Origin of the sequence: Streptomyces sp. Ru71, assembly GCF_002920535.1 — a bacterium.
In the GTDB taxonomy this organism is placed as follows: domain Bacteria; phylum Actinomycetota; class Actinomycetes; order Streptomycetales; family Streptomycetaceae; genus Streptomyces.
This window is the reverse complement of the sequence record NZ_PQSS01000002.1, coordinates 230,958-256,271: the sequence shown is the minus strand read 5'-3', so window position 1 is coordinate 256,271 and position 25,314 is coordinate 230,958. Positions and strand designations below refer to the sequence as shown.

At 73.3% G+C, this 25,314-nt stretch carries 16 protein-coding genes; 5 read left to right on the top strand and 11 right to left on the bottom strand.

What is annotated here, in order from left to right:
• Positions 1-39 precede the first annotated feature (39 nt).
• The 3 genes from mfd to C3489_RS02395 form a co-directional block, all read right to left on the bottom strand.
• Positions 40-3,573 (bottom strand): transcription-repair coupling factor, encoded by a 3,534-nt coding sequence (gene mfd, locus C3489_RS02405; RefSeq protein ID WP_103779297.1) that lies wholly within the window; start codon positions 3,571-3,573, stop codon positions 40-42.
• 216 nt (positions 3,574-3,789) lie between these two features.
• Positions 3,790-6,369: an ABC transporter permease gene (locus C3489_RS02400; protein ID WP_103779295.1), complete on the bottom strand. Its 2,580-nt coding sequence runs from the start codon at positions 6,367-6,369 to the stop codon at positions 3,790-3,792.
• Positions 6,366-7,154, bottom strand: coding sequence for an ABC transporter ATP-binding protein (locus C3489_RS02395; protein ID WP_103779293.1), 789 nt, complete (start codon positions 7,152-7,154; stop codon positions 6,366-6,368). The genes C3489_RS02400 and C3489_RS02395 overlap by 4 nt, the downstream gene beginning before the upstream one ends.
• Positions 7,155-7,585: 431 nt before the next feature.
• Between C3489_RS02395 and C3489_RS02390 the strand changes: the two genes are divergently transcribed.
• On the top strand, positions 7,586-9,082 hold the full coding sequence (locus tag C3489_RS02390; protein WP_103779291.1) for an MFS transporter: 1,497 nt from the start codon (positions 7,586-7,588) through the stop codon (positions 9,080-9,082).
• On the opposite strand, the gene C3489_RS02385 is transcribed toward C3489_RS02390, so the two are convergent.
• Entirely contained in the window at positions 9,072-9,263 is a 192-nt protein-coding gene (locus C3489_RS02385; protein WP_103779289.1) for a hypothetical protein, read from the bottom strand. The genes C3489_RS02390 and C3489_RS02385 overlap by 11 nt on opposite strands.
• Before the next feature lie 114 nt (positions 9,264-9,377).
• Here C3489_RS02385 and C3489_RS02380 point away from each other — a divergent pair, with 114 nt between their 5' ends.
• Both C3489_RS02380 and C3489_RS02375 read left to right on the top strand, forming a co-directional pair.
• Positions 9,378-10,217 (top strand): helix-turn-helix transcriptional regulator, encoded by an 840-nt coding sequence (locus C3489_RS02380; RefSeq protein ID WP_103779287.1) that lies wholly within the window; start codon positions 9,378-9,380, stop codon positions 10,215-10,217.
• Positions 10,189-10,458: a DUF397 domain-containing protein gene (locus tag C3489_RS02375; RefSeq protein ID WP_103779285.1), complete on the top strand. Its 270-nt coding sequence runs from the start codon at positions 10,189-10,191 to the stop codon at positions 10,456-10,458. The genes C3489_RS02380 and C3489_RS02375 overlap by 29 nt, the downstream gene beginning before the upstream one ends.
• Here C3489_RS02375 and C3489_RS02370 read toward each other — a convergent pair.
• The 4 genes from C3489_RS02370 to C3489_RS02355 form a co-directional block, all read right to left on the bottom strand.
• Positions 10,455-14,027, bottom strand: a complete 3,573-nt coding sequence (locus C3489_RS02370) for an SAV_2336 N-terminal domain-related protein (RefSeq protein WP_103779283.1) — start codon at positions 14,025-14,027, stop codon at positions 10,455-10,457. The two genes, C3489_RS02375 and C3489_RS02370, sit on opposite strands and share 4 nt — an antisense overlap.
• 7 nt (positions 14,028-14,034) lie before the next feature.
• Complete coding sequence (locus tag C3489_RS02365; RefSeq protein ID WP_103779281.1) at positions 14,035-15,090, bottom strand: MoxR family ATPase; 1,056 nt, start codon at positions 15,088-15,090, stop codon at positions 14,035-14,037.
• On the bottom strand, positions 15,087-16,598 hold the full coding sequence (locus C3489_RS02360; RefSeq protein ID WP_258054535.1) for a hypothetical protein: 1,512 nt from the start codon (positions 16,596-16,598) through the stop codon (positions 15,087-15,089). Before C3489_RS02360 ends, C3489_RS02365 begins: the two co-directional genes overlap by 4 nt.
• 120 nt (positions 16,599-16,718) lie before the next feature.
• On the bottom strand, positions 16,719-17,648 hold the full coding sequence (locus C3489_RS02355; RefSeq protein WP_103779277.1) for a TIR domain-containing protein: 930 nt from the start codon (positions 17,646-17,648) through the stop codon (positions 16,719-16,721).
• A 306-nt stretch (positions 17,649-17,954) separates the two neighbouring features.
• Between C3489_RS02355 and C3489_RS02350 the strand changes: the two genes are divergently transcribed.
• Together C3489_RS02350 and C3489_RS02345 are read left to right on the top strand one after the other, a co-directional pair.
• On the top strand, positions 17,955-18,353 hold the full coding sequence (locus C3489_RS02350; protein WP_103779275.1) for a DUF485 domain-containing protein: 399 nt from the start codon (positions 17,955-17,957) through the stop codon (positions 18,351-18,353).
• A complete protein-coding gene (locus C3489_RS02345) occupies positions 18,350-19,960 on the top strand; it encodes a cation acetate symporter (RefSeq protein ID WP_103779273.1) in 1,611 nt (536 codons plus the stop codon). The genes C3489_RS02350 and C3489_RS02345 overlap by 4 nt, the downstream gene beginning before the upstream one ends.
• A gap of 72 nt (positions 19,961-20,032) precedes the next feature.
• On the opposite strand, the gene C3489_RS02340 is transcribed toward C3489_RS02345, so the two are convergent.
• From C3489_RS02340 to C3489_RS02330, 3 genes are all read right to left on the bottom strand, one after another.
• Positions 20,033-20,917 (bottom strand): cellulose-binding protein, encoded by an 885-nt coding sequence (locus tag C3489_RS02340; protein WP_103779271.1) that lies wholly within the window; start codon positions 20,915-20,917, stop codon positions 20,033-20,035.
• A 191-nt stretch (positions 20,918-21,108) separates the two neighbouring features.
• Entirely contained in the window at positions 21,109-24,204 is a 3,096-nt protein-coding gene (locus C3489_RS02335) for an SUKH-4 family immunity protein (protein WP_103779269.1), read from the bottom strand.
• 7 nt (positions 24,205-24,211) lie between these two features.
• Entirely contained in the window at positions 24,212-25,201 is a 990-nt protein-coding gene (locus tag C3489_RS02330) for an SMI1/KNR4 family protein (RefSeq protein WP_103779267.1), read from the bottom strand.
• Positions 25,202-25,314: the final 113 nt, after the last annotated feature.

Here is a 25,314-nt window from a genome sequence, read left to right as displayed (position 1 = left end):
AGGGAGCACCGGAGTTCCCAGGGCGGCTTCGCCCGTCTGTCACGAGTCCAGCACCGACGTCAGGAACTCGCCCACCCAGGACAGCAGTTCCCGGCCGACCAGCGGCTTGCCGCCGACCTTCGCCGTCTTCGGGCGGGGGATCAGCACCTGGTGGGTGGCCGGCTTGACGACGCTGCCCGGGTAGAGCCGCTTCAGGCGCAGTTCCTGCGACTCGCGCAACTCCACCGGCGCGAAGCGGATGTTGGTGCCCTGCAGCACGATCTCGCCGACGCCGCACGCCCGCGCCAGCATCCGCAGCCCCGCCACCAGCAGCAGGTTCTCCACCGGCTCGGGCAGCTTGCCGTAGCGGTCGGTGAGTTCCTCGCGGACGTTCTTGATGTCCTCCTCGCTGTTGGCGGAGGCGATGGCCCGGTAGGCCTGCAGACGCAGCCGCTCGCCGGGCGCGTAGTCGTGCGGGACGTGCGCGTCGACCGGCAGCTCGATCTTGACCTCCAGCGGCGCCTCTTCCTCGATCTCGCCCGTCTCCAGCTGCCGCCGGTAGTCCGCCACCGCCTCGCCGACCATCCGCACGTACAGGTCGAAGCCGACGCCCGCGATGTGCCCGGACTGCTCGCCGCCCAGCAGGTTGCCCGCGCCGCGGATCTCCAGGTCCTTCATCGCCACGTACATGCCCGCGCCCATCTCGGTGTGCTGGGCGATGGTCGCCAGCCGCTCGTGCGCGGTCTCGGTCAGCGGCTTCTCCGGCGGATACAGGAAGTACGCGTACCCGCGCTCGCGTCCACGGCCGACCCGGCCGCGCAGCTGGTGCAGCTGGGACAGGCCGAAGGTGTCGCCGCGCTCCACGATCAGGGTGTTGGCGTTGGCGATGTCGATGCCGGACTCGACGATCGTCGTGGAGACCAGCACGTCGAACTTCTTCTCCCAGAAGTCGACGACGACCTGCTCCAGCGCCGACTCCGACATCTGGCCGTGCGCGGTGGCGATGCGCGCCTCGGGCACGATCTCGCGCAGTCTGGCCGCCGCCCGGTCGATGGACTCCACCCGATTGTGGATGTAGAAGACCTGGCCCTCGCGCAGCAGCTCACGGCGGATGGCCGCGCCGATCTGCTTCTCCTCGTACGGCCCGACGAAGGTGAGCACCGGGTGCCGCTCCTCGGGCGGGGTGGTGATCGTCGACATCTCGCGGATGCCGGTCACCGCCATCTCCAGGGTGCGCGGGATCGGGGTCGCGGACATCGTCAGCACGTCGACGTTGGCGCGCAGCTTCTTCAGCTGCTCCTTGTGCTCGACGCCGAAGCGCTGCTCCTCGTCGACGATGACCAGGCCGAGGTCCTTGAACTTGGTCTCGGAGGAGAACAGCCGGTGGGTGCCGATGACGATGTCCACCGAGCCCTCGCGCAGGCCCTCCAGGACCGCCTTGGCCTCGGTGTCGGTCTGGAAGCGGGAGAGCGCCTTCACACTCACCGGGAACTGGGCGTACCGCTCGGAGAACGTCCCGAAGTGCTGCTGCACCAGCAGGGTCGTCGGCACCAGCACGGCGACCTGCTTGCCGTCCTGGACCGCCTTGAACGCGGCCCGCACCGCGATCTCCGTCTTGCCGTAGCCGACGTCGCCGCAGATCAGGCGGTCCATCGGGACCGTCTTCTCCATGTCCTCCTTGACCTCGGCGATGGTGGTGAGCTGGTCCGGGGTCTCCGCGTAGGGGAAGGCGTCCTCCAGCTCCCGCTGCCAGGGGGTGTCGGCGCCGAAGGCGTGCCCGGGGGCGGCCATGCGGGCGCTGTACAGCTTGATCAGGTCGGCGGCGATCTCCTTGACGGCCTTCTTCGCGCGCGCCTTGGTCTTCGTCCAGTCGGCGCCGCCGAGCCGGTGCAGGGTGGGCGCCTCGCCGCCGACGTACTTGGTGATCTGCTCCAGCTGGTCGGTGGGGATGTACAGCCGGTCGCCGGGCTGGCCGCGCTTGGCGGGCGCGTACTCCACGACCAGGTACTCGCGTGTGGCGCCCTGCACGGTGCGCTGCACCATCTCGATGTAGCGGCCGACGCCGTGCTGCTCGTGGACGATGTAGTCGCCCGACTCCAGGGTGAGCGGGTCGATGGTCTTGCGGCGCCGCGCGGGCATGCGGGCGCCGTCCTTGCCGGCCGCCTTCTGCCCGGACAGGTCGGTCTCGGTGAGCACGGCCAGCTTCAGGCCCGCGTCGACGAAGCCGTTGTCGATGGAGCCGCACGCCACGTGCACGACGGACGGGCTCAGCTCGCCCAGGTCGGTGTCCAGGCGGGCGGCGATGCCCTCCCCGCCGAGCACCTCCACCGTGCGGGCGGCCGGGCCGTGGCCCTCGGTGACGTACACCGTGCGCCAGCCGTCGGCGAGCCAGCCCTTGGTGTCGGCGAGGGCCCGCGCGGTGTCGCCGCGGTAGGTCTCGGGGGCGTGCATGCCGAGCTTGAGGGTGTCGGCGTCCACGGCGAGGTCCGCCGCGAACGGCGACACCGACCACCACATCATGTCCAGCTCGCGCGCCCGGTCGCGGACGTCGGCGATGGACCACAGGGAGGCCGCGCCGACGTCGATGGGCGCCTCGCCGCCGCCGGCGGTGGCGGCCCAGGACGCCTGGAGGAACTCCTGGCTGGTCGCGACCAGGTCGGCGGCGCGGGTACGGACCCGCTCGGGGTCGCAGACGACGGCCATCGAGCCCTTGGGCAGCACGTCGAGCAGCAGCTCCATGTCGTCGACGAGGACCGGGGCGAGGGACTCCATGCCCTCCACGGCGATGCCCTCGGCGATCTTGCCGAGCAGTTCGCCCAGCTCCGGGTGGTCCTCGGCGAGCGCACGGGCGCGTTCCCGCACGTCCTCGGTGAGCAGCAGCTCGCGGCACGGCGGCGCCCACAGGCCGTGCTCGGCGACCTCCAGGGAGCGCTGGTCGGCGACCTTGAAGTAGCGGATCTCCTCGACGTCGTCGCCCCAGAACTCCACCCGCAGCGGGTGTTCCTCGGTGGGCGGGAAGACGTCCAGGATGCCGCCGCGCACGGCGAACTCGCCGCGCTTCTCCACCAGCTCCACCCGGGCGTACGCGGCCGCCGCGAGCGCCTCCACGACGTCGTTCAGATCGGCGCTCTGGCCGGTGCGCAGCGCCACCGGCTCCAGGTCGCCCAGGCCCTTGACCTGCGGCTGCAGCACGGAACGCACGGGCGCGACGACGACGGAGACCGGGCCGGTCTCGGGGTCGTCGGCCCGGGGGTGGGCCAGGCGGCGCAGCACGGCGAGACGGCGGCCGACGGTGTCGCTGCGCGGGCTGAGCCGCTCGTGCGGCAGCGTCTCCCAGGAGGGGTACTCCACGACGCCCTCGGGCGGCAGCAGCGAGCGCAGGGCCGCCGCCAGGTCCTCGGCCTCCCGGCCGGTCGCGGTGACCGCGAGCACCGGGCGGGCGGCCTCGCGGGCCAGCGCGGCGATGGTGAAGGGGCGGGCCGCCGGGGGACCCACCAGGTCGACGTGCATCCGGTTGCCGTCGGTGGCCGCCTGAATCGCTTCCGCGAGGGCGGGGTCCTTGACGACGGCGTCGAGCAGACCGTGCAGGCTCATGGAGGGCGGGTTCCATCCTGGGGCTGGGCAACACGAGCCCCCGGCGGTGTGGAGCCGGGGGTGTCCAGCGTACGTCGGTGCGGAGGCCGCCGTCGGGCCTGTGGACAACCGTGGGCCTCCGCACCCGCCCGCCCCGTCCCGGCCGGGCACAAGGGGACGCGCCACCGAGACCCCCGTCCACGGTGGCGCGTCCCTGCTCCCGCCCGGCCTGCGCGGCTAGTCCGTCGCGATGGCGTTCAGGACGTTCATCCGGCCCGCCCGGAAGGCCGGGACCAGGGCGGCGAACAGGCCCACGAAGGCCGAGCCGACGAAGACCGCGGTGATCGTCGGCCAGGGGATCTCCAGAACCTTCAGGCCCTCCAGGGCGAGCAGCTTCTGGGCGGTGGCGCCCCAGCCCATGCCGAGCCCGAGGCCCAGCAGGGCGCCGAACAGGGCGATCACCACCGACTCCATGCGGATCATCCGCCGCAGCTGGCGGCGCGAGAGGCCGATGGCCCGCATCAGGCCGATCTCCCGGGTCCGCTCGACCACCGACAGGGCGAGGGTGTTCACCACGCCCAGGACCGCGACGATGATCGCCAGCCCCAGCAGCCCGTAGATCATGTTCAGCAGCTGGCCGATCTGGTCCTTCATCGCCTGCTTGTAGTCGGTCTGGTCGCGCACCGTGTACTGCGGGTAGTCGTGCAGCGCCGACTTCAGCGACGTGTACGCGGCCTCCTGCTGCCCGTCCCTGGCGGAGGCGAAGAGCAGCATGTCCAGCGGCATCTTCTCGGCCGGCACGTACTTGGCCACCGTCGCGACCGAGGCGTACATCGCGCCCTTGTCGATCACCACGTCGTCGCTGGTGATCGCGCGGACCGTGAGCCGGGCCGTCGAACCGTCCTTGAAGTCGACGGCGACCGTGGAGCCGAGCTTGATGCCGTGGTCCTTGGCGAAGCCCTCGAAGACGGACATCGAGTCGGGCCGGTAGGCGTCCTCCAGGCGGCCGGCGACCGTCTTGGTGCGCACGTCCTGCGCATAGGTCGGGTCGGCCGCGTTGATGGTCTCCTTCTTCGTGGTGCGCCCGTCGGGGGTGGTCAGCGTGGCGTCGAGGACTTTGTACTCGGTGACCCGCTCAAGACCCGGCACGGCCTTCGCCGCCTTCACCGCCTGCGGAGTGATCAGCTGCCCGCTGTCGGACTGCACGATGAAGTCGGTGCCGACGGACTTGTCCAGCTCGTCCGTGGCGGAGGCGACCATCGAGGAGCCGACCACCGACAGGCACGCGACCAGCGCGAGCCCGATCATCAGCGCGGCGCCCGTCGCGCCGGTGCGCCGCGGGTTGCGCAGCGCGTTGCGCTCGGCCATCCGTCCGACCGGCCCGAAGACGCGCAGCAGTACGGCGCCCAGGACGCGGACCACGCCACCGGCGAGCAGCGGGCCGACGACCACGAACCCGATCAGGCTCAGCACCACACCGAGGCCCAGCCACAGCGAGCCCTGGCTCGCCTTGTCCGCCTGCGCCGCGAGGTACAGGCTCGCCCCGCCGGCCCCCGTCAGCGCCAGACCCAGCGCACCGCGCACCCAGCCGGCCTTCCCGTCGGCCGGGGTGCCCGCGTCGCGCAGCGCGGCCATCGGGGAGATCTTTCCCGCGCGCCGGGCCGGGAGGTAGGCCGCCAGGACCGTCACCACGACGCCCAGCACCAACCCGGCCACGGGGGTGGTCCAGGCGACCGTGAGGTCGTCGGTGGACAGGTGCATGCCCATCTGGCCCATGAGCTTCATCAGCCCGACGGCGATGCCCACGCCCGCCACCGCGCCGAGCAACGAGCCGACGACGCCCAGCATCAGCGCCTCGATCAGCACCGAGCGGTTGACCTGCTTGCGGGAGGAGCCGATGGCGCGCATCAGGCCGATCTCCCGGGTGCGCTGGGCGACCAGCATGGAGAAGGTGTTGATGATCAGGAAGATGCCGACCAGGAAGGCGATCCCGGCGAAGCCGAGCATCGCGTACTTCATGACGCTCAGGAAGCTCTCGACGTCCTTCTGGTTGGCGTCGGCGCTCTCCTTGGCGGTCAGCACCTTGTACTCGCCGCCCAGCCCGGCGACGACGTCCTTCTTCAGCTGGTCGTCGCTGATCCCGGGCGCCGCGGTGACGTTGACGTTGGTGTACACGCCGGTCTGCCCGACCAGCGCCTGCTGCGCGGTCTTCGTGTCCAGGTAGAAGATCGCGGCGCCGGGGTTGGTGACCTGGAAGGCGGCGATGCCGGACACCTTCGCGGTGTGCGTGCCGATGGCGCTGATCACGCCGATCGAGTCACCGAGCTCGATGTGGTGCTTGTCGGCGGTGTCCTCGTCGACCATCACCTGGCCGGGCCCCTTGGGCGCCGCGCCCTCGGTGATCTTCATGGTGCGGGCGTCGTTGCCGTTCCAGCTGCCGACGATGGTCGGGGCGCCGGACGACGGCGACAGGTTGTCCTTGTCGGCGTCGACGACGGTCACCGAGGTGGAGAAGACGGTGCCCTCCGCCGACCGCACGCCCTTCACATGGCGGACCTTGTCCAGCACGGACGCCGGCATGACCGGCGGCTTGCCGTTGTCGGAGGTCGTCTCGCCCGTGTCGGAGGCGTCCTTGGCGCTGACCGTCACATCCGAGGAGGTGGCGGCGAACAGCTTGTCGAAGGTGGTGTTCATGGTGTCCGTGAACACCAGCGTCCCGCACACGAACGCCACCGAGAGCAGCACGGCGACGGCCGACAGCGCCATCCGGCCCTTGTGCGCGAAGAAGTTGCGCATCGAGGTCTTCAGCACGGTCATGACGTGCGCCCCCGGGCGTCGAAGTCCTTCATCCGGTCCAGGACCTGATCGGCCGTCGGCTGGTGCATCTCGTCGACGATGCGGCCGTCGGCGAGGTACAGCACCCGGTCCGCGTACGAGGCGGCGACCGGGTCGTGGGTGACCATGACGATGGTCTGCCCCAGCTCGGTCACCGACCGGCGCAGGAAGCCCAGCACCTCCGCACCCGCACGCGAGTCGAGGTTGCCGGTCGGCTCGTCACCGAAGATGATCTCCGGTCGGGCCGCCAGCGCCCGCGCCACGGCGACCCGCTGCTGCTGACCACCGGAGAGCTGGTTGGGCCGGTGCTTGAGCCGCCCGGCCAGACCCACGGTGTCCACCACGCGCGCCAGCCACTGCTGGTCCGGCTTGCGGCCGGCGATGTCCATCGGCAGCGTGATGTTCTCCAGGGCGTTCAGCGTCGGCAGCAGGTTGAACGCCTGGAAGATGAACCCGATCCGGTCCCGGCGCAGTTGGGTGAGCTTCTTGTCCTTCAGCCCGGTGATCTCGGTCTCGTCGAGGTGGATCTGCCCGGACGTCACGGTGTCGAGCCCGGCCAGGCAGTGCATCAGCGTGGACTTGCCGGACCCGGACGGGCCCATGATCGCGGTGAACTGCCCCCGCGCGATGTCCACATCGACGTGGTCGAGCGCGACGACCCGGGTCTCCCCGGACCCGTACGCCTTGACGACCTGCCGCGCCCGCGCGGCGACGGCCGTACGCCCTCCAGTGCCCCCGTGCCTGGGAATGGTCACAGCCGAAGTCACGGTATGTCTCCTATGTCGGTCGGCAGAATCGAAAAGGGTGCCCCGGTCGGTCGTTCGTCCGGCGCCGTTCGGTTACGACGTCGAGTCTCGCGGGCGGCGGGGGTGCCGCGCGCTGGTGTGAGACCCCGTCTTCGGGCGGGGGAAAACCCCACCCCGGTGGTTCGGTCAGCCGCCCCCCAGCGGCGTGAAGCCAGACTAGGGACGCCGGCCGGGCCCGCTCGTCCTCCGGTGGGACGAACCCTCCCCGGGCCGTAGTGCGGAGGAACCCCTAGGGGCACTCCACCGCCGGGTGGAGAGGCGATCGGGGTCGCTCTCCACCCTCGGGCCCACCCAGGCTGCACCCTCCCGCAGCGTCAGGCACAAGTGCGAAGCTGTCCCGAGCAGATAGCTGCAAGGGGCACGCAAAACGCGTGCACGGCGAGAGGGCACCGGTGGACACAGCGAGACCAGCGATACGTGACGGCGTCACCCGCACACCCGGCACCCGGCAGCGGGCCGCGGTGGTGGCCGCGCTGATGCTGGCGATGGCACTGGCGGCGCTGGACTCCACCGTCGTCGCCACCGCCGTACCGCAGATCGTCGGCGACCTCGGCGGCTTCTCCGTCTTCTCCTGGCTGTTCTCCGGCTATCTGCTCGCCGTCACCGTCACCCTCCCGGTGTACGGCAAGCTGTCCGACACCTTCGGCCGCAAGCCCGTCCTCGTCGCCGGCGCCGCGCTGTTCCTGCTCGGCTCCCTGCTGTGCGCGCTCGCCTGGAACATGGGCTCCCTGATCGCCTTCCGCATCCTGCAGGGCCTGGGCGGCGGCGCCCTCCAGGGCACCGTGCAGACCCTCGCCGCCGACCTCTACCCGCTGCAGCAGCGCCCGAAGATCCAGTCCAAGCTGTCCACCGTGTGGGCGGCGTCCGCCATCGCCGGCCCCGGCCTCGGCGGTGTCCTCGCCGCCTACGCCGACTGGCGGTGGATCTTCCTCGTCAACGTGCCCATCGGAGCCGCCGCCCTCTGGCTGATCGTCTGCCACCTGCACGAGCCGCACCGCGAGCGCCCCGCACGCGCGCGTGTCGACTGGGCGGGCGCCCTCGCCGTGTTCGGCTGCGGCGGCGTCCTGCTGACCGCGCTCGTCCAGGGCGGCGTGTCCTGGCCCTGGCTCTCCCCGCCGTCCGTCGCCCTGTTCGCGGCCGGTCTCGCACTCGCCGCGGTCGTCGTCCTCGTCGAACGCCGCGCCGCCGAGCCCATCATGCCCGGCTGGGTGTGGCGGCGGCGCACCATCGCCGCCGTCAACCTCGCCCTCGGCGGGCTCGGCCTGCTGATGGTCGCCCCGTCCGTCTTCCTGCCCACCTACGCGCAGTCGGTGCTGGGCCTGGGCCCGGTCGCCGCCGGGTTCGTGCTCTCCGTGTGGACCCTGACCTGGCCGATGTCCGCGGCCGTCAGCCAGCACGTGTACCGGCGGATCGGCTTCCGCAACACCGCGATGCTCGGCATCGGCACCGCCACGCTGATCCTGCTGGCGTTCCCGCTGCTGCCCTACCCCGGCGCGGCCTGGCAGCCCACCCTGCTGATGATGGCGCTCGGCGCGGCCCTCGGCCTGTTCCAGCTCCCCCTCATGGTCGGCGTGCAGTCGACCGTCGGCTGGGCCGAACGCGGCACCACCACCGCGTCCGTCCTCTTCTGCCGCCAGACCGGCCAGACCCTGGGCGCCGCCCTGTTCGGCGCGATCGCCAACGGTGTCCTGGCCGCCCGCCTCGGCGGCGCGAGCGACCTCGACTCCGTCACGCGCGCGTGGGAGGCCGGTACGGCACCGGAGGCCGCCCGGCACGCCATCGCCGACGCGGTCCACGCCGTCTACGTCGGCGCGGCCTGCGCGGCGGCGCTGGCGTTCCTCGTCCTGCTGTGCGTCGCGCCGCGCCGCTTCCCCGTCCTCAAGGACTGACGGTCCGGCAGCGCGGGCACGCGCACGGCGGGAACCGGCCCACCACGTCGTACGGGATCTCGTCCCGCGACGGCTGGTACGTCACCCTCGGTCCCCAGGTGCGGCCACCGTCCCTGGAGACACGCAGGGTGATGTACGGGGCGATGAAGCCCTCTTCCTTGTCGTCCGCCTGCTCGCTCACCCGTCCGCCCTTCACTTTCCGTGCCGATCCCTGCACACAGTGACGTCGCCGTGGGTAACCTCGGAAGGTGACCGAGCGTGACAAAGAGGTTCGCACGAGGGGGAGTTGCGCGGCATGGCCATCGAGGACAACCCGCTCACCCGGCTCCAGTACGGCCAGGAGCTGCGGCGCAGGCGGGAGGCGGCGGGGCTCACGCAGGAGGAGCTGAGTCAGCGTGCGGTGATGTCCCGCACCCACATCGCCCACATCGAGGCGGGGCGCCGCCGGCCCGACGTGGAGGACGCGCGGCGGCTGGACCAGGTGCTGGGGACGGACGGGTTCTTCGAGCGGTTCCTGCCGACGCTGGACGGCAGGAAGGTCGCGGAGCACTTCGCGGAGGCGCTGGAGTTCGAGGGCCAGGCCGTCGAAATCCGGGAGTACGCCCCGAAGCTGGTGCCCGGCATCCTCCAGACGCCGGACTACGCGCGCGAGGTGCTCAGTTCAGGCGCCGTACCCAAGAGCCCCGACGAACGTGACGAGCTGCTCGTCACACGCCTTGAACGCGCCCGCATCCTCGGCAACTTCCACTCGCCCAGGGTCTGGATACTGCTGGACGAGGCCGTGCTGCGACGGAAGATCGGCGGCCCGCGCGTGATGTGCGAGCAGCTCCGTCACATCGCCGAGCTGGGCGACAGCAACCGCATTCGCGTGCACGTGCTCCCGTTCTCTGTGGGGTACCACGCCCTTCTGGAGGGCTTCGTTTCGCTCATGCGGTTCGAGGACATGCCGCCGATCGCCTACACAGAGGGCCTCAAGTCCGGCCGAATCTGGGAACTTCCGTCCGTCGTCCACGAGTGCCAGGTGGCCTACGATCATGCTCTGGGCGATGCCTTGTCGCACCGCAAGTCCCTGGCACTGCTCAGGCAGGTCGCGGAGGATTACGAGCATGAAGCACAGCGAGTACAGGATTCCTGACGCCTCCGTCCTGACCGGCTGGCGCAAGTCCAGCTACAGCGGCGGCAGCAGCGGCGACTGCCTCGAAGTCACCGCCTGGCGAAAGTCGTCGTACAGCGGCGGCAGCAGCGGCAACTGCCTTGAGGTGGACGACAACGCCCGCCCCACCCACGTCCCCGTCCGCGACAGCAAGGCTCCCACCGGCCCGGCGCTCGTGTTCTCCGCGTCGGCCTGGTCGGCGTTCGTCGCCTCGCTGCGCTAGGGGCGCTCGTCGGCGAAGGCGTTGCGGAGGTCGTCCAGCAGCGCGGGATCGCAGGGGACCAGGCTCGTCTGATGTGCCACGGCGAGAACGTGCTCGGCGATCTCGTCCAGCGCCCGTCCGTACTCCTCGGGGTCGGTCCGCATCAGGGTGCGGAGCCCCTCGCTCGTGGGCCCGGGCAGCAGCCGGTGGTCCCGCATGCGGGCCGGCATCCGGTCGGGGGGCTCCCACAGCACCGGGACGACGGCCAGGAACGGACCGGTCGACCGGCGTTCGAAGGCGTCCCACTCCCTGCCGCACCACTCGCTGCGGAAGTAGCGCGAGGAGAAGAGCGGAACGAGTACCCGCGCGCTGGCGAGCCGTCGTCTCAGCTCCGTCTCCCACGAGGCTCCGTGGGCCATCCCCTCCAGCGCGACGCCGGGGGCCGAACCGGGTGCCAGCCTCCGCACCCGCTCGTTCAGATCCCGCAAGAAGCGGCGCACCATGTCGTCGGATCCCGAATGCGCGTAGCTGAGAAAGAACAGCGGCGCGTCCGACGGCTCCCGCTCGCTGAGGGCGCTCACGAACGTGTCCAGGTCGTGCACCATGGCGTCGACCAGGTCGGGTGTGATCACATGCTCGGTCCTGCCCTCACCGCCCACCCCGACCAAGGAGTGCAGTCGGCCCTCCGCGTCGACCAGGGCTGCGGGGCCGGGCGGCGGGGTGCCACCTTCACCGGCCGGGTACAGCACCAGTTCCGGTGCGATCCGGGCCTCGCCCGACGTGTGCCATACCGCGACCACAGGGCTGTCCTCGGGTGGGGAGATGTCCGCCGGCTGCAGCACGGCTTCTGCGACTTGCAGGGCGAGCAACCCGTTCGAGTGCCTGCCCAGAGTGCCGCGAACGCCTCTGCCGAGACCGGCACTTCGAACCTGCAATGGTCCCGACCCCGTCGATGATTCGGTGGTGAGCACCAGGTTGCGCCGCACCGCCACCCCCGTGCCGACGACTTGGTCCCCCACGGTGAGCCACACCAGGGACGGCGTGATCCGGTCAAGGCGCGTCCGCTTGGCCATGAGAGCGAAGGTGTAGGAGCCGACATCCACGGACTGCCCTTCGATGCGCGACACCGCGTCCGCCAGATCCCGCGGCATCGTGCCCACCGCGTCCACGAGCACCCTGAGTTGCTGCTCGTCGTTCCACAGCGTGCCGCGCCGGGCGGCCAGTGACCGGTACAGGTACAGCGCCGCGTCCGCACGGCTGAAGCCGTCGATCCGCACGGTCGTGGCCTCGTCGTCCACCCAGTGCGTCCCGTCGGCGACCGTCACCAGCAGGCTGCCGTAGTCGGGCGGGAGCCATACGAGGGGCGGCCCGTCGGGGTGGTACGGGTCGGGGAGGTAGGTGTCCTGGGTGACTCCGTCGTAGATCAGCAACCAGTCGGGGTGGTCGCACAGGTAGTCGAAGAGCCGGTCGAGCGGCAGCGAGGACAGGTCTCCCTTCCTGCCGCGCCCGAGCCCGAGATCCTCGGCGAGCGCGCCGAGGCCCTCCAGGAGCGACCGGCGGCTGTGCGCGTCGATCCAGCGGACCGTGCCGAATGCTCCGCGCAGCCGTCGCGCGACGTCCGCGGCCATGACGGTCTTGCCGGAGCCCGGGGGACCCTCGATGACGCAGGTCGCCGTGTTGTCACGCCAGCGGTCCGACAGGGCCTCGTCGAGCAGTCGCTGCACGACCGTGATGGCCTCGGTGCGCGAAAGCTGGACCGGCGGCGGGGGCGGGATGCGGCTGTCCACCACCCGCCCACCGTCCTCGGTGAGCGCCCCGCGTTCCTCCTCGTCCTGACGCCGCCGGCGGCGAAAGCGGGAGAACAGCCCCGTGCCGCGCTGCCGCTCCCGCCGTCCCTCCGGGCCGGGCACGCCGCGTGCCGGCGCCCCGCCCAGACCCAGCTTGGCCGCCACCTTGTCGTGGTCGCCGCCGATCCCGCCGATGACCTCGACCGCGACCTCCGCGAACGCGAGGCTCTCGGCGGGCAGTTCCCGGCCGTCCGCCCCGACGCCCGTACCCGCGACCGCCGCCAGCGCCGCGAAGTCGTTGACGCCGCCCAGCGTGGCCGTCACCCGGTCGCTCACCCCGTCGACGACCTCGCCCAGCACCCGCAGGGACTCCGTGCGGGTGAGCCGGTCCAGCAGCGCGCCGCGCACGCCGTCGCGGAAGTCGTACACCACCTCCTCGGGGTCCTCGCCCGGGCGCGGCGGCGTGCGCCGGACCAACAGGCCCGACAGGAAGACCTCCGCGAGGTGCATCGGCGTGGACGACGGCAGCATCGTGCGCTGCACCAGCCGCATCACCGGCAGGCTCAGCGGGGCCGCCGCCAGCAGCCGCAGCAGCCGGTAGGCGTCGGGTGAGTAGCCCTCCTCGAAGCGTTCGACGAGGACGGCGGGGGCCGCCGGCTCGTCCGTCGCCGCCGGCGGGGCGGGACGGTCGACGACGGTCAGGGGCGCGGCGCTCAGCGGGGTCCAGTCCGTGGTGCGGCCGGAGACGAGCCGCGACCACGGGGCGATCCAGTCGGCGCTCAGTTCCAGCACCGGCAGCCAGCGGATCGCCGCCCGGGCCTCGGCACCGGCGCTGCCGCGCGGGACGCCGGGCAGCGGGCCCGAGGAGCGGTACTCCAAGGTGGCGCGGGTCGTCTCCGTGGAGCGGGCGCGGACGGGGGCCGGGCGCAGGGCCGTGCGGTGCCACAGACGGCTGGGCAGCACCTGGAGGACGGCGACGGGGCGGCGGCGGGACCAGTCGGCCAGGGTCTCGGCGAGTTCCGTGCCGTACCAGGCGGGACCGACGCCGTCGGTGAGGACGAGCACGACGCGGCGGTTCGTCGGGTCGGCCAGAGTCTGCCGCCAGCGGCGGGTGGGCGCGGCCGGCCGGCTGGTGCCGCGCCGGAAGGGCGCCAGGGTCGGCTCGGGGCCGTCCGTGCCCAGCGCCCAGGCGCGGACGTGGGCGAAGGCGCCGTGCCGGGCGAGCAGACCGTGCAGTTCGCGGGCCAGGCGGTGCCACACGGTCATCGTGGTGCCGGTGTCGACGAGCAGGTCGACGCCGAAGCGGCGTTCCGCGGCGGGCCGCAGCACCGGCAGGAGCAGCTCCGTCTCCGCGGAGGCGGCGGCGGTGGCCGCCACGTCCAGGGTGCGGGCGCGCACGGAGGGCACCGTCTGCCGCAGCGGGCGCAGCGCCCGGGTGAGCCGGAGCGGCTCGGGCAGGGCGGCGGGCTGGGCGACGCGGACGGTGTGGCCCCGGCCGGGGCGGTGGTGGCCGGTGCCGCCGGCGGCGCCGGGCAGATGGAGCTGGGTGGACGGGGTGCGCGGCGCGTCGTCCCGGCCGGGGTGGGGATCGGGGGTGGCGGGCGGTGGGGGCGGGATGTCGGGGCGCGGGCCGGCGGGTGAGGCGGCGGCGTCGCCGAGGAGGGACCAGTCCAGCGGGTCCAGGCCGCTGAGCCGGGCGATCCACAGCACGTCGAGGGCGTCACCGGCGTCCGGTGCGCCCCCGGCGTCCAGCAGCCGGGCCAGTTCCTCCCGCAGGATGCCGTCCCCCGTGCCCTCGCTCATGCCCGGCTCACCCCTGGTCCAGGCGGCGCAGCAGGTCGTCCTCGATCAGGCCGCGCCCGGCGGCGTCGTCCCACAGGCCGCGCTCCGCCATCAGCAGCGCGTTCAGCAGCTGGTCGTTGGCGAGGACGCCGTTCTCCCGCTGCTTGGCCAGGAACCGTTCGATGAGCTCGGCCCGCAGGGCCGCCGAGCGGCTGCCTTTCGGCCCGGCCTCTCCGAGGTGCGCGGCGACCATGCCGGCCAGGCGTTTGTCGTCTGCCGCCTTGATGTCCAGGCGGATGCAGCGGCGCAGGAACGCCATCGGGAACTCGCGCTCGTCGTTGCTGGTCATGACGACGAACGGGAACTCGGTGCAGGCCACCTGCCCGTCCGTGACCCAGGCCGGCGTGCGGTCGACGGTCATCACCTTCTGGCCGCCGGGGCCGAGCCGGGCCAGCTCCGGGATGAGGAACTCGCCCTCCTCGAAGACGTTGAGGAGGTCGTTGGGGAAGTCCATGTCGCTCTTGTCGATCTCGTCGATGAGCAGCACCCGGGGCCGGCTCCAGGGCAGCAGCGCGGTGCCGAGCGGGCCCAGCCACAGGTACTTGCCGATGTCCGGCGGCTCGGGCGCCGTGTCGCCGGGCTGGAGGCGCAGGCCGGCGTTGCGCAGGCCGGCTTCGTAGAGGCGGCCCACCGCGTCGTACTCGTACAGGCCCTCCTTGAGCGTGGTCCGGCTCGTGACGGGCCAGCGCAGGACGGGACCGAGCCCCAGTTCGTGGGCGACGGCGTAGGCGAGGGTGGACTTGCCGGTGCCGGGCTTGCCCGTGAGCAGCAGCGGGCGGCGCAGGTGCAGGGCGAGGTTGACGAGGTGGATCTCCCGCTCGCCGGCCTGGTAGGCGGCGCCCCGGCCGCCCTCGCCGAGGTGCCGGCGCACGGCCTCGTCGTCGGGGGCGCGGGGCGGGGCGATCGGCCGGCGGTCCCCGTCGTGCCGGAAAGCGCGCCAGGGGGGCGCCTTCGGCAGCCGGCGGATGCCGTCGTGCGGGACGCCGGATCCCCGGTACACCCACCAGTCCTGCGTCTGCGTCATGCTGCTCCTTCGCCGGCCGCCCGGGTGCCGGGCATGGGCTGGTCCTGCCCGCTGAAGACGCATGTCGGGTCGTCCCACAGCAGGGTGATCTGGTTGTGCACGCTGTGCGTGTCGTGGCGGCCGCGCCTGCGCGCCTGGTGCACGCGGTGCGGCAGTTCGGCCAGGTCGGCGGGGGGCTGCCCGGCGCGCAGGGCGTCCAGCAGCGGGTGCGGGTCGCCCGCGTCGCGCCGCCAGACCATGACGGGGATGCCGTCCTCCAGCAGGGCGTCGTCCACGGCCTGCCGGATGAGGTCGTCGTCGTGGTCGTAGGGCGTGCCCAGGCCCAGGCAGCCCAGGTCGGGGTGGGCGCTCAGCCAGTCCACCAGGTCGGTGAGCCGGGTCAGCCGCAGCGGCGGGTACTTGCCCTCGGGGCACTTCCACGGCTGTGCCGCCGCCGGGTCGGGGCAGGCCGGGCCGTCGGCCGGGGCGCGGGTGCTCAGCCAGCCGATGCGCTGCAGGGCGTCGGCCGGGGTGCGGTCGCGGTCCAGTGCGTTCCAGCGGCGGATCCAGCCGTCGTGGACCATGCTGTCCCGGTAGCGGATCAGGGACCGTACGACGACCTGGCAGCTGCGGCTGAGCGGACGTCCCGCCGGGCCGCCCGGCCATGCCTCGGCCGGGTGGCCGAGCAGCGAGTGCGGCAGCAGGAACTCCACGCGTTTGGTCACCCCGCGGGCCGCGTCCGCCGGTTCCCGCCAGGAGGTGAGGAAGTCACGGCCGCGTTCGGTGAGTTCGTCACCGGTGAACAGTCCGGGTCCGGACTGCGAGCCGAGGAAGACGGGCCGGTCGTCGCCGACGCGCTCGTAGTGGTAGCCGCGCAGGGAGTAGCGGCGCTGGGCGGGCGGGAGGTCGCTGGGCGCGTCCTCCTCCTCGACCCGGATCTGGATGATGACCTGGCGCTCGCCGTCGGCCGCCGGGGCGACGGGCTCTCCCGGCGCGGCGCCCGTGATCTCGGCCAGCAGTGCGGCGAGCGGGCCGCTCGGCCCCGTCTGGGCGGCCAGCATGCGCAGAAAGCGCAGGAGTTGCTCGCGCGGCTCGGCCGGGCCGTGGGCGGGCACCCGGGAGTCGTAGAGCTTGAGCAGCACCTGCGGCAGGCTCGTGCCGTCCAGGGGCCGGCGCTGCGCCCGCCGTTCGGCCAGGAACCGGGCCACCGTCGCGGCGCCGAACCCCTTGGGCCGGCAGCGCAGTTCGACGACGAGTGCCAGCAGGACGTCGGCGGGCAGGTGGCCGGGCGGGCCGGTCAGCGCGGTGACCGCCAGCTCCAGCCAGGCCACGTCGATGTCGTCGTCGCCGTACATCTGCGCCAGCGCGCCGCACAACGCCTCCAGCGCCCCGTCGCGGTGGGCCGCCCGGACGATGGCGTCGAGGTGGGCCAGGTACTCCGGGTCCTCCGCCACGTTGAACGGGTGGCCGAGGCGGAGCTTCTCCCCCATCCGGACCAGCAGGGCCTGCCGCATCTTCAGCTCGTTCATGCGGGGCACGCAGGCGAGGATCGGCACCAGGTGCCTGCAGGCCTGGTCCGGTCCCTGCTGCCGCTCCGGCCGGCGCTCCTTTCGGCCCCGCCGCAGCGCGCGGGGCCCGAAGAACCGCACTCACGCCTCCCCGACGTCGATCCCGGAGGCGGCGAGCAGTTTGCGCACCCGTTCGGTGCCGACGTCGTCCGGCTGGATCTGGAGCAGGGCCACGTACAGGGCCTTCAGCACCGCGTCCGGGGTCAGGAGCGTGCGTCTGATCCGGCGGGCCAGTTCCGCCAGGTGCAGCCGGGCGCTGGGGTCCTCCTCCACGTCGAAGGGGCGGTCCAGGCCCAGCTCCTCGCCCATCAGGGCCAGCAGGGTGTGCCGGTAGCGGAGCTGCGACAGCCGGGGGCACGCCAGCAGCGCTTCGGTCAGCTCCTTCTGCCCGGGCATGACGAACGACGGGGGCGGCGGCTGCGGCGGCTCCACCGGGGACGGCTCGTGGACCGGCGGGGGCAGCGTGAGCGGCGCGGCGTCCTCGGTGCGCGGCGGCAGGTACGGCTGCGGGCCCAGCGCCGGCTCGGTCTCGTACGGCTGGTCCGTCAGCAGCCGCAGCAGGGGCTCCGCGCCCTCGACGGTGAAGTCCTCGACGCCGTACCAGGTGCGGGTGGGGCCGCCCAGCCACACCGGCAGGTCGTCGGCGCTGCCGCCGGGCAGGACGACGGGGACGATCCGCTCCAGGGCGGCCCCGGGGTCGGTGTAGACGAGGGTGCGCAGCAGCCCCGCCTCCCACTGCACGCCCGCGCCCTCGCCGGGGGCGGCGTCGCCCTCCGCGCGCCGCTTGTACTGCGGCGAGGCGACCACGATCACGAACCGGCTCTCCCGCACCCCGCGCAGCATCCACAGCGCCCAGTCCTGCCGGCGCTCACCGGCGGGCAGGTCCAGCTGCGCGTCGATGCCGCTGCCCCGCAGGAACCGCCAGAACTCCCGCACCCGGCCGATGTGCCGGTCGTCGTCATGGGCGTACGAGATGAACACCCGCACGGGCGACGGTCGCGTGCCCCCCATGAACTCTCCCCTCACCCCCGCCCCCGCGACGGAGCCGGCTCCATGATGACCCAACGAGCGTCCCGGGGAGCGCTGTTCGCGGAGCTTGACGGGGGCCCGGCGTGCCGAGACGGGGTCGTAAAGGTCGGAGTTAACGCAGGTAACACCGGTGCTGGGCCGGGATTCGCGCGCAGCAAGCGCATACCGACTGATCAGTTTGGGGAAAACGCGGCGCGCGGCGGTGGGCGCGGGTAACGTGCGTCCACCCGCTCACCCCACTCCCTGCGGTCCGCCGCCCCGGACCCGAGCCACGCAAGGAGCAAGGGAATGTCCTACGACTCGTCCCCGTCGTACTCCACCTACCCCTGGCAGCCCGTCCAGCCGCCCGCGCCCCGGCCGCAGAGCCCCGCGCACCGGCCCCTCGGGCACCACAGCGACCTGCGCGTCCTGCGCAGCGCCTACCGCTGGCAGCGCCGCACCGCCACGCTGACCGCGCTCGGCTACTTCACCCTCTTCCTCGTGCTGTCGGCGTTCGCCCCGTCCTTCATGACCCGCACCGTCGCCGACGGACTGCCCGCCGGACTCCTGCTCGCCCTCGTCCAGCTGCCCGTCACCTGGCTGGCCGTCGCGGTCTACGAGCACACCGCCCGCCGCCACGTCGACCCCATCGCGGACCGCATCCGCAAGCAGGCCGAGGTGGACGCCAAGCGGGAGGCGGCACGATGACGGAGTTCAGCGGCAACGCCCAGACGATGGCCCTGATGGCCTTCACCGCCGTCGCCACGCTCACCCTGCTGCTGTGCGTGATGACCGGCCCCGACAGCGACGACCTCGACGAGTTCTACACCGGCTACAGCTCCCTGTCCCCGCTGCGCAACGGCCTCGCCATCGCCGGCGACTACATCTCCGCCGCCACCGTGCTCGGCACCGGCGGGGTCATCGCGCTGTGCGGCTACGACGGCGTCGTCCTCGCCCTCAGCACGGCGCTGTCGCTGATGCTGATGATGTTCCTGCTGGCCGAACCGCTGCGCAACGCCGGCCGGTTCACCATGGGCGACGCGCTGGCCCGGCGGATGCCCGGCCGGGCGGTGCGGGTCACCGCGAGCCTGGTGACGCTGGCCGCGCTGGTGCCGCTGATGCTGGTGCAGCTCGCCGGCACCGGACAACTGCTCGCCTTCATCCTGGGCTTCACCGGCGACTCCCTGAAGACCGGCGTCGTCATCGGCCTGGGCGCACTGATGATCAGCTACGCGGCGATCGGCGGGATGAAGGGCACCGCGCTGATCCAGATCCTGAAGATCGTGATGCTGCTCGGCTCGGGCGCCGTGGTCGCCGTCCTCATGCTGAACCGCTTCGGCTGGGACCTGGGCGCGCTCTTCGACGCGGCGGCGGCCAAGAGCGGTGTGGGGCCCGCCTTCCTGCACTCCGGGCTCCAGTTCAGCGGCGGCGCCAGCCCCCGCCTCGACATGATCACCTCGGAGCTGACCGTCGTCCTCGGCGGCGCGTGCCTGCCGCACATCACCATGCGCATGTACACCGCCTCCAGCGCCCGCCAGGTACGCCGCTCGATGTCCTGGGCCGTGTCGTGCGTGGTCCTGTTCGTCCTGGTCATCACGATCATCGGATTCGGTGCCACCGCCCTGCTCGGCCGCGCCGCCATCGCCGGCGCCGACCCGCGCGGAAACACCGCCTACCTGCTCGGCTCCCGCGCGGTGTTCGGTGCGGACGTGTCCAACGCCGAGTCCCTGCTGTTCACCACCGTCACCACGGCGATCTTCCTGACCGTGCTCGCCTCCGTCGCCGGGATGATCCTCGCCTGCGCCAACTCCCTCGCCCACGACGTCTTCGCCACCCGCACACAGGACGTCTCACCCCGCCGCGAGATGCTCCTGGCCCGGCTGTCCGCGCTCGGCGTCGGCGTCCCGGCCATCCTGCTCGCCACCCAGGTCCAGCACCGCAGCCTCCAGCCGCTGGTCACCCTGTCCTTCTGCATCGGCGCCTCCGCCCTGGCGCCCGCGCTGGTGTACAGCCTCTTCTGGCGCCGCTACACCCGCGCCGGGCTGCTCGCCACGCTCATCGGCGGCACCCTGTCCGTGGTGCTGCTGATGCCGGGCACGAACCTGGTCTCCGGCTCGCCCGTCGCGGCCTTCCCCGAGGCCGACTTCAACTGGTTCCCGTTCACCACGACCGGCCTGGTCACCATCCCCCTGGGCTTCGCCCTCGGCTGGGCCGGCACCCTCCTGTCGGGCCGCCGCACGGCCGAGGAACAGCGACGCCAGTACGAGGCGGTGGAGGGGTGGATCCTGGCGGGGGCGGTACGGCGGGGCGGGTGACCGTGGGCGCCGGCTGCGGGGGCCGGGCCATGGGGTACTTCTCGGTGCAACCCCCGTCCACTGCGCCCCCGTCTACTCCACCAAGCGGCCCGTCAGGGCCGTGAGGCTGCTGCGCATGCGGTCCATGTGGGCGCACACCTCGTCCCAGCGCTCGCCGTGCTCCCGCAGCACCTCTTCCGTCTCGCGGGCGATCTGTTCCTCCCGCAGCCGCGCCTCCGCCAGCAGTTCGGCCGCCTGCACCCGGGCCTCGTCCTGCCGGCGGCGCCCGGCCTGCTCGGCGTCGGCGCACGCCTGCATCGCCTCGGCCAGCGCCTCCTCCGCCCGGGCCGTCAGCCGCGCGTGCTCGGCGTCCAGCTCCTCGGCCCGCGCGGCGGCCTCCCGGTCGGCCGCGGCCAGCCGCGCGGCGTGCTGCTTCTCCTGATCGGCGAGCATCCCCGCGGTGCGCTGCCGCAGCGCCCGCCGCGCGGCCAGCTCCTCGACCCGGGCCGCCTTGAGCGCGCGCCGGGCGGAGACCCGGATCTCGTCGGCCTCGGCGCGCGCCGCGAGCAACAGCTGCCGGGCGTCTTCGCAGGCCTCCGCGCGCCGTACGTCCGCCTGCTCGTGCGCCGCCCGGAGCACCTCCTCCGCGTACGCCTCGGCCTGCGCGATCTCCTCCTGCGCCGCGCGCCGCGCGCCCTCCCGCACGGCCTCCGCCTCCTCGCCGGCGAGCGCGAACAGGCGCTGTGCGCGCTCCCCCAGGACGTCGTACGTCTGCGGCTTGAGCTCGGCCACCACCTCCCGCAGCCGCTCCGCCTCGGCCTCCATCTGCTTGGCCAGCACGGTCAGCCGGGCCGCCCGCTCCCAGCCGGCGTCGCGCTCCTCGGCGAGCGCCGCGACGCACGCCTCGACCTGTTCGGGGCGATAACCACGCCCCCTGACGGTCACGAAGCCGTACGGCGACGACGGTGCACTGCTCATCCCGGAACCCTCTCCGCCGAACGGACGCGAAATGATGATGTGGCGCACATCTTGAGGTATCGGACAGAAATACTCATAACGCGACACTCCGGGCGCATGTCACGGTCGCCGGAGAACAGAAAAGGGCCGGCCCCGATCTTCCGATCGGAACCGGCCCATTCGGCCCAAGGCCGCGGGTCACTGACGGAGGGTCAGAGCAACCCGTCCCACATCTGCTCCAGCAGCACCGACCACCAGCTCTCCGCCGACGCCAGCGCCGCCGGGTCCAGCGCCGCCAGCTGCGCCTGGAAGTCCACCGTCCAGCGGCCCGCCTGCTCCTGGTTCAGCCCGTACCTCAGCCGCCACATCCGTCCGAGCAGCGCCAGGCACCGCTGGAACTCCGGCAGCCCGGTGTTCACGAACTGCGGCGGCACCGAAGCCCCGCCCGGTCCCGCCTCCACCGGCACCGCCACGATGTTCGCGGTGCCGTACTGCACACACAGCGCCCTGCCGAAGTCGGTGCCCATCACCAGGTACGAGCCCGCGTCCGGCGCCGGCTGCACCCCGCGCTCGGCCGCCAGCTCCGCCAGCGTCGGCACCGGCCGCCCCGGCTGGGCCTGCGCCCAGAAGAACGGACCCAGGTCCACCGGCAGACCCGCCACCACCAGCGAGTGCGCCACGATCGGCGGCACCCCCTGCCGGGACACCGCCTGCTGCTCGAACCGGAAGATCCCCGGCCCGAACGCGCCCGCCAGCTCCTGCGCGATGCCCTCCGGCGGGATCGGCGGCACCGGCTGCACCGGCGGCAGCGGCGCCCGCACCGGCGCCGGCCGCGCCGGGCCGTCGGCGACCTGGTGCAACTCACCCTGATGGGCGAGCAGCTGCCGCATGCCCTGCTGACGGCTCGCGTGATCCGTGCCGTACGGCGCGATCGACGTGATCCTCGCCTGCGGCCACTGCTCCCGGATCATCCGCGCGCAGTACGCACCCGGCAGCTCGCACGACTCCAGCTCGGTGTGCAGCTCCAGCACCTGGTCCGGCGGCACGTTCATGGCGCGCAGCTCGTGGAAGATCTGCCACTCCGGGTGCGGCGTGCCCGGCGCCGAACGCCGGATCAGCTGCTGCTCCGAGCCGTCCTGCGCGCGGTAGCGCAGCACGGCCTGGTAACCGGGGCCGACGGTCGGCTGACCGGGGGCCACCGGCTGCGGGTAACCGGGGGCCGGCTGGCCGGGACCGGGGGGCATGGCCCCGGGGGGCACGGCGCCAGGCGGCATCGCGCCGGGCGGCACGGCCCCGGGCGGCATCTGCTGGACGGCGCCGGGGGGCGGCGGCGGTGTGCCGGGGGCACCCGGGGCACCGGGCGGGGGCACGGGAGCGCCGGGGCCGCCCACGGGGGGCGCGGCCAGCACGGTCTCCGCATGGTGCACGGCACCGCGCGCGCCACCCGCCGAGTGGTGGGCACCCGGAGCACCCGGGACACCTGGGGCACTCGGAGCACCCGGAGCGCCCGGAGCGCCTGGAGGCTGGGGGGCGCCCGGTCGTCCGGGGTCGGCGAGCATCGTCGCGGCGTGGTGGACACCGCCGGGAGGCGTACCGCCCGGAGTGCCCGGCGCACCGGGGACACCCGGAGTGCCCGGGGCACCCGGAGGCTGCGGGGCCCCCGGTCGTCCCGGGTCGGCGAGCATCGTCGCCGCGTGGTGGACACCGCCCGGAGGCGTGGCACCCGGGGTGCCCGGAGCGGGCGGAGGCGTGCCGGGACCGGCCGGGGCCGGCTGCGGGCCCTCCGGGCCGTCGGGTCCCAGCGCGGACACGAGTTGGGTGGGCACATACCCGCCCGGCGCGGACGGCGGCGCAGGCGTACCGCCCGCCCGCGCGCCCGGAGCCCCCGGGGGGCGCCCCGGCGGAGGCGGCGGGGTCGCACCCCGCCCACGCCGCGGAGGCGGCGCCGCCTTGCTGGTCGCGGCATCGGCGATGTCACCGGAGTACGGCGCCGACGGCTGCGCGGGCGCACCGGGAGCGGCCGGCGGAGGCGTCGCCGAAGCACCGGGAGCCCCCGGAGCCTGCGGATAGCCGTACGACGGCGCAGCGGGCGGCGGAGGCGTCTGGCCACCCTGCGGATAGCCGTAGGACTGCCCACCGGGAGCCGGCGGAGGCGGAGGCGTCTGCCCGCCCTGCGGATAGCCGTACGACTGCGCGCCGGGGGCCGGCGGAGGCGTGCCCGGAGCACCGGGGCCCTGCGGGTAGCCGTACGACGCGGGACCCGGAGGTGGCGGCTGCGTACCGCCCGGCGCCGGCATCGGCGGCGGGGTGCTGCCCGGCGCGGGCGCGTCCGGTTCGGGGATCGCCGGGGCGACCGCCGTCGGGGGAAGCGCGCTGCCGGCCGACATCAGCGCGGTCTTGGCATCCGGCAGCGACACCGGCGGCCGGTCCTCGCCGGCCTCGCTCAGCGGCGGCGCGAACACCGTCTCCGGCAACGGCACGGAACGGTCCTCGCCCGCATCGGCGTTGGTGTCCGTACCGGCCCACGGAGTGGCCCCCGCCGGCGCGCTCGGCGCCTGCGAGGAAGCGGGCCCGACCGGCGCACTCGGCGCCTGCGCGGCACCGGGGCCAACCGGCGCACCGGGCGCCTGCCCGGCACCCGGGACCTGCCCCGCGCCCGGCCCACCGGCCGCACCGGCTGAACCGGCCGCACCCGAACCCGTCCCCCCGGCCGAGCCGTCCGACGCCCCCCGGGCACCCGGCGCCGGCACACCGGCCTGCGTCTGCGGCAGCTCCCCGGCACCGGCAGCCGCGACGGCACTCCCAGCCCGCCCGGCACCCTCGGCTGCGACGGCACTCCCAGCCTGCCCGGCACCCTCGGCCGCGGCGGCACCCCCCGCCTGCCCGGCGCCGGCGTCCGCGTCCGCGGAACCCCCGGCCCCCCGCCGATCCGGGATCCCCAGCTTGTCCGCCGCCTCCTGCAGCCACTCCGGCGGCGTCAGCAGGAACGACGTCTGGTTCAGGTCCACCCGGGCCGCGGGGGCCGGCGTCGGCTCCTCCGCCGTCTCCGGGCGCCCGTACTCCTCCTCGTACCGGCGGATCACCTCACCCACCGGCAGCGCCGGCCACAACGTGGCCTCCCCGCTGTCCCGCGCGAGCACCAGCCGCTGCCCGCCCCCGTCGGAGCGCGGCCCGTCCGCCCGGTCCTCCCCCCACACCACGAACCCGAGCTCGAACTCCCGCACCCGCACCTCACGATGCTGGTACGCGGGAACGTCCCCGTTGATCCACTCTTCCGCACGCTCCTGCGCCTGCGCGAACGTCACCATCGCGAACTCACTCCCCCGCGGAAGAAACCGGAACGGCACGCGCGAACCCGCCGTCCACCATCAGATTCGCCACCGTCTCCAACTCCGGCGGAGATCCCGCGAGCCGCGACAAGAACGCGTCGAAGTCCTCCCCGCACGGCAGCAGCAGCCGCTCCGTGCGCTCCGCCGGCGTCCACGACGGATCGACGTCCCGCGCGTCGTCGTACGCGCAGAACCACACCGAACCGATCCGCTCGCCCTTCACCTTCACGGCCAGCAGACCGCCCTGGACGAAACCGACGCCCAGATAGTCCTTCGTCAGATGGTCCCGCAGACACTTGTTGACGTACACCAGGTCATTGACCGCCGCCTCGTCCCGCACCGTGAAGAACGGCTGGTCCACCAGCAGCCCCAACTCCGCGTCCAGCGCGGTCCCCACCGGCGCACACCCACCGGCAGCCTTGAGGAACGAGCGGTACGCGCCCGGCAGCCGGTACCCGAGGTCCTCCTCGACCCCCTGCACCTGCGCCTCCGTCACCGCCACACCCGACTTCGGCAGCCCGAAATGCGCCGGCCGCGTCTCCTGCAACGGCCGCGTACCACGCTTGTCCTGGTCCACCGCCGACGTCGCGATGCCACCGTGATGCCGCAGCAACGCCTTCACCTCGACCGGGACCAGCTCAAGGCGGCGCGAACCCACCACGTGATGCCACGTCCACCCGTGCGGCGTCGCCACACTCGGCACCGTGTCCCACAACTCGTGCCCGCTCGCCGACAGCGCCGCGTTCGCCGACACATAGTCCGTCAACCGCAACTCGTCGACACCGAAGCCCTCCGGCGGCTCCGCGATCTCCACAGCCGCACGCGCATAGGGCGAGAAGTCGGGGTAACCACGCTCGTCCACCCGCACCCCCCTGGGATGACGAGCGGCCCGAACCGGATCCGGGAAGTGCACGACCTGCCCGGCATAAGCCGCGTTCGGCGGCGCGGCTTGTTGCCCGAGCCGACCTGTCGTCATGGCGGTTGCCCCCTGCGGCACTCTGTACGACCCGCAGGGACCACCCTTGGCCCACCACGGCCCGTATCCGACTGTCTCAACGGTCCTGGGCGCTCCGACCGCGCCCATCGCGG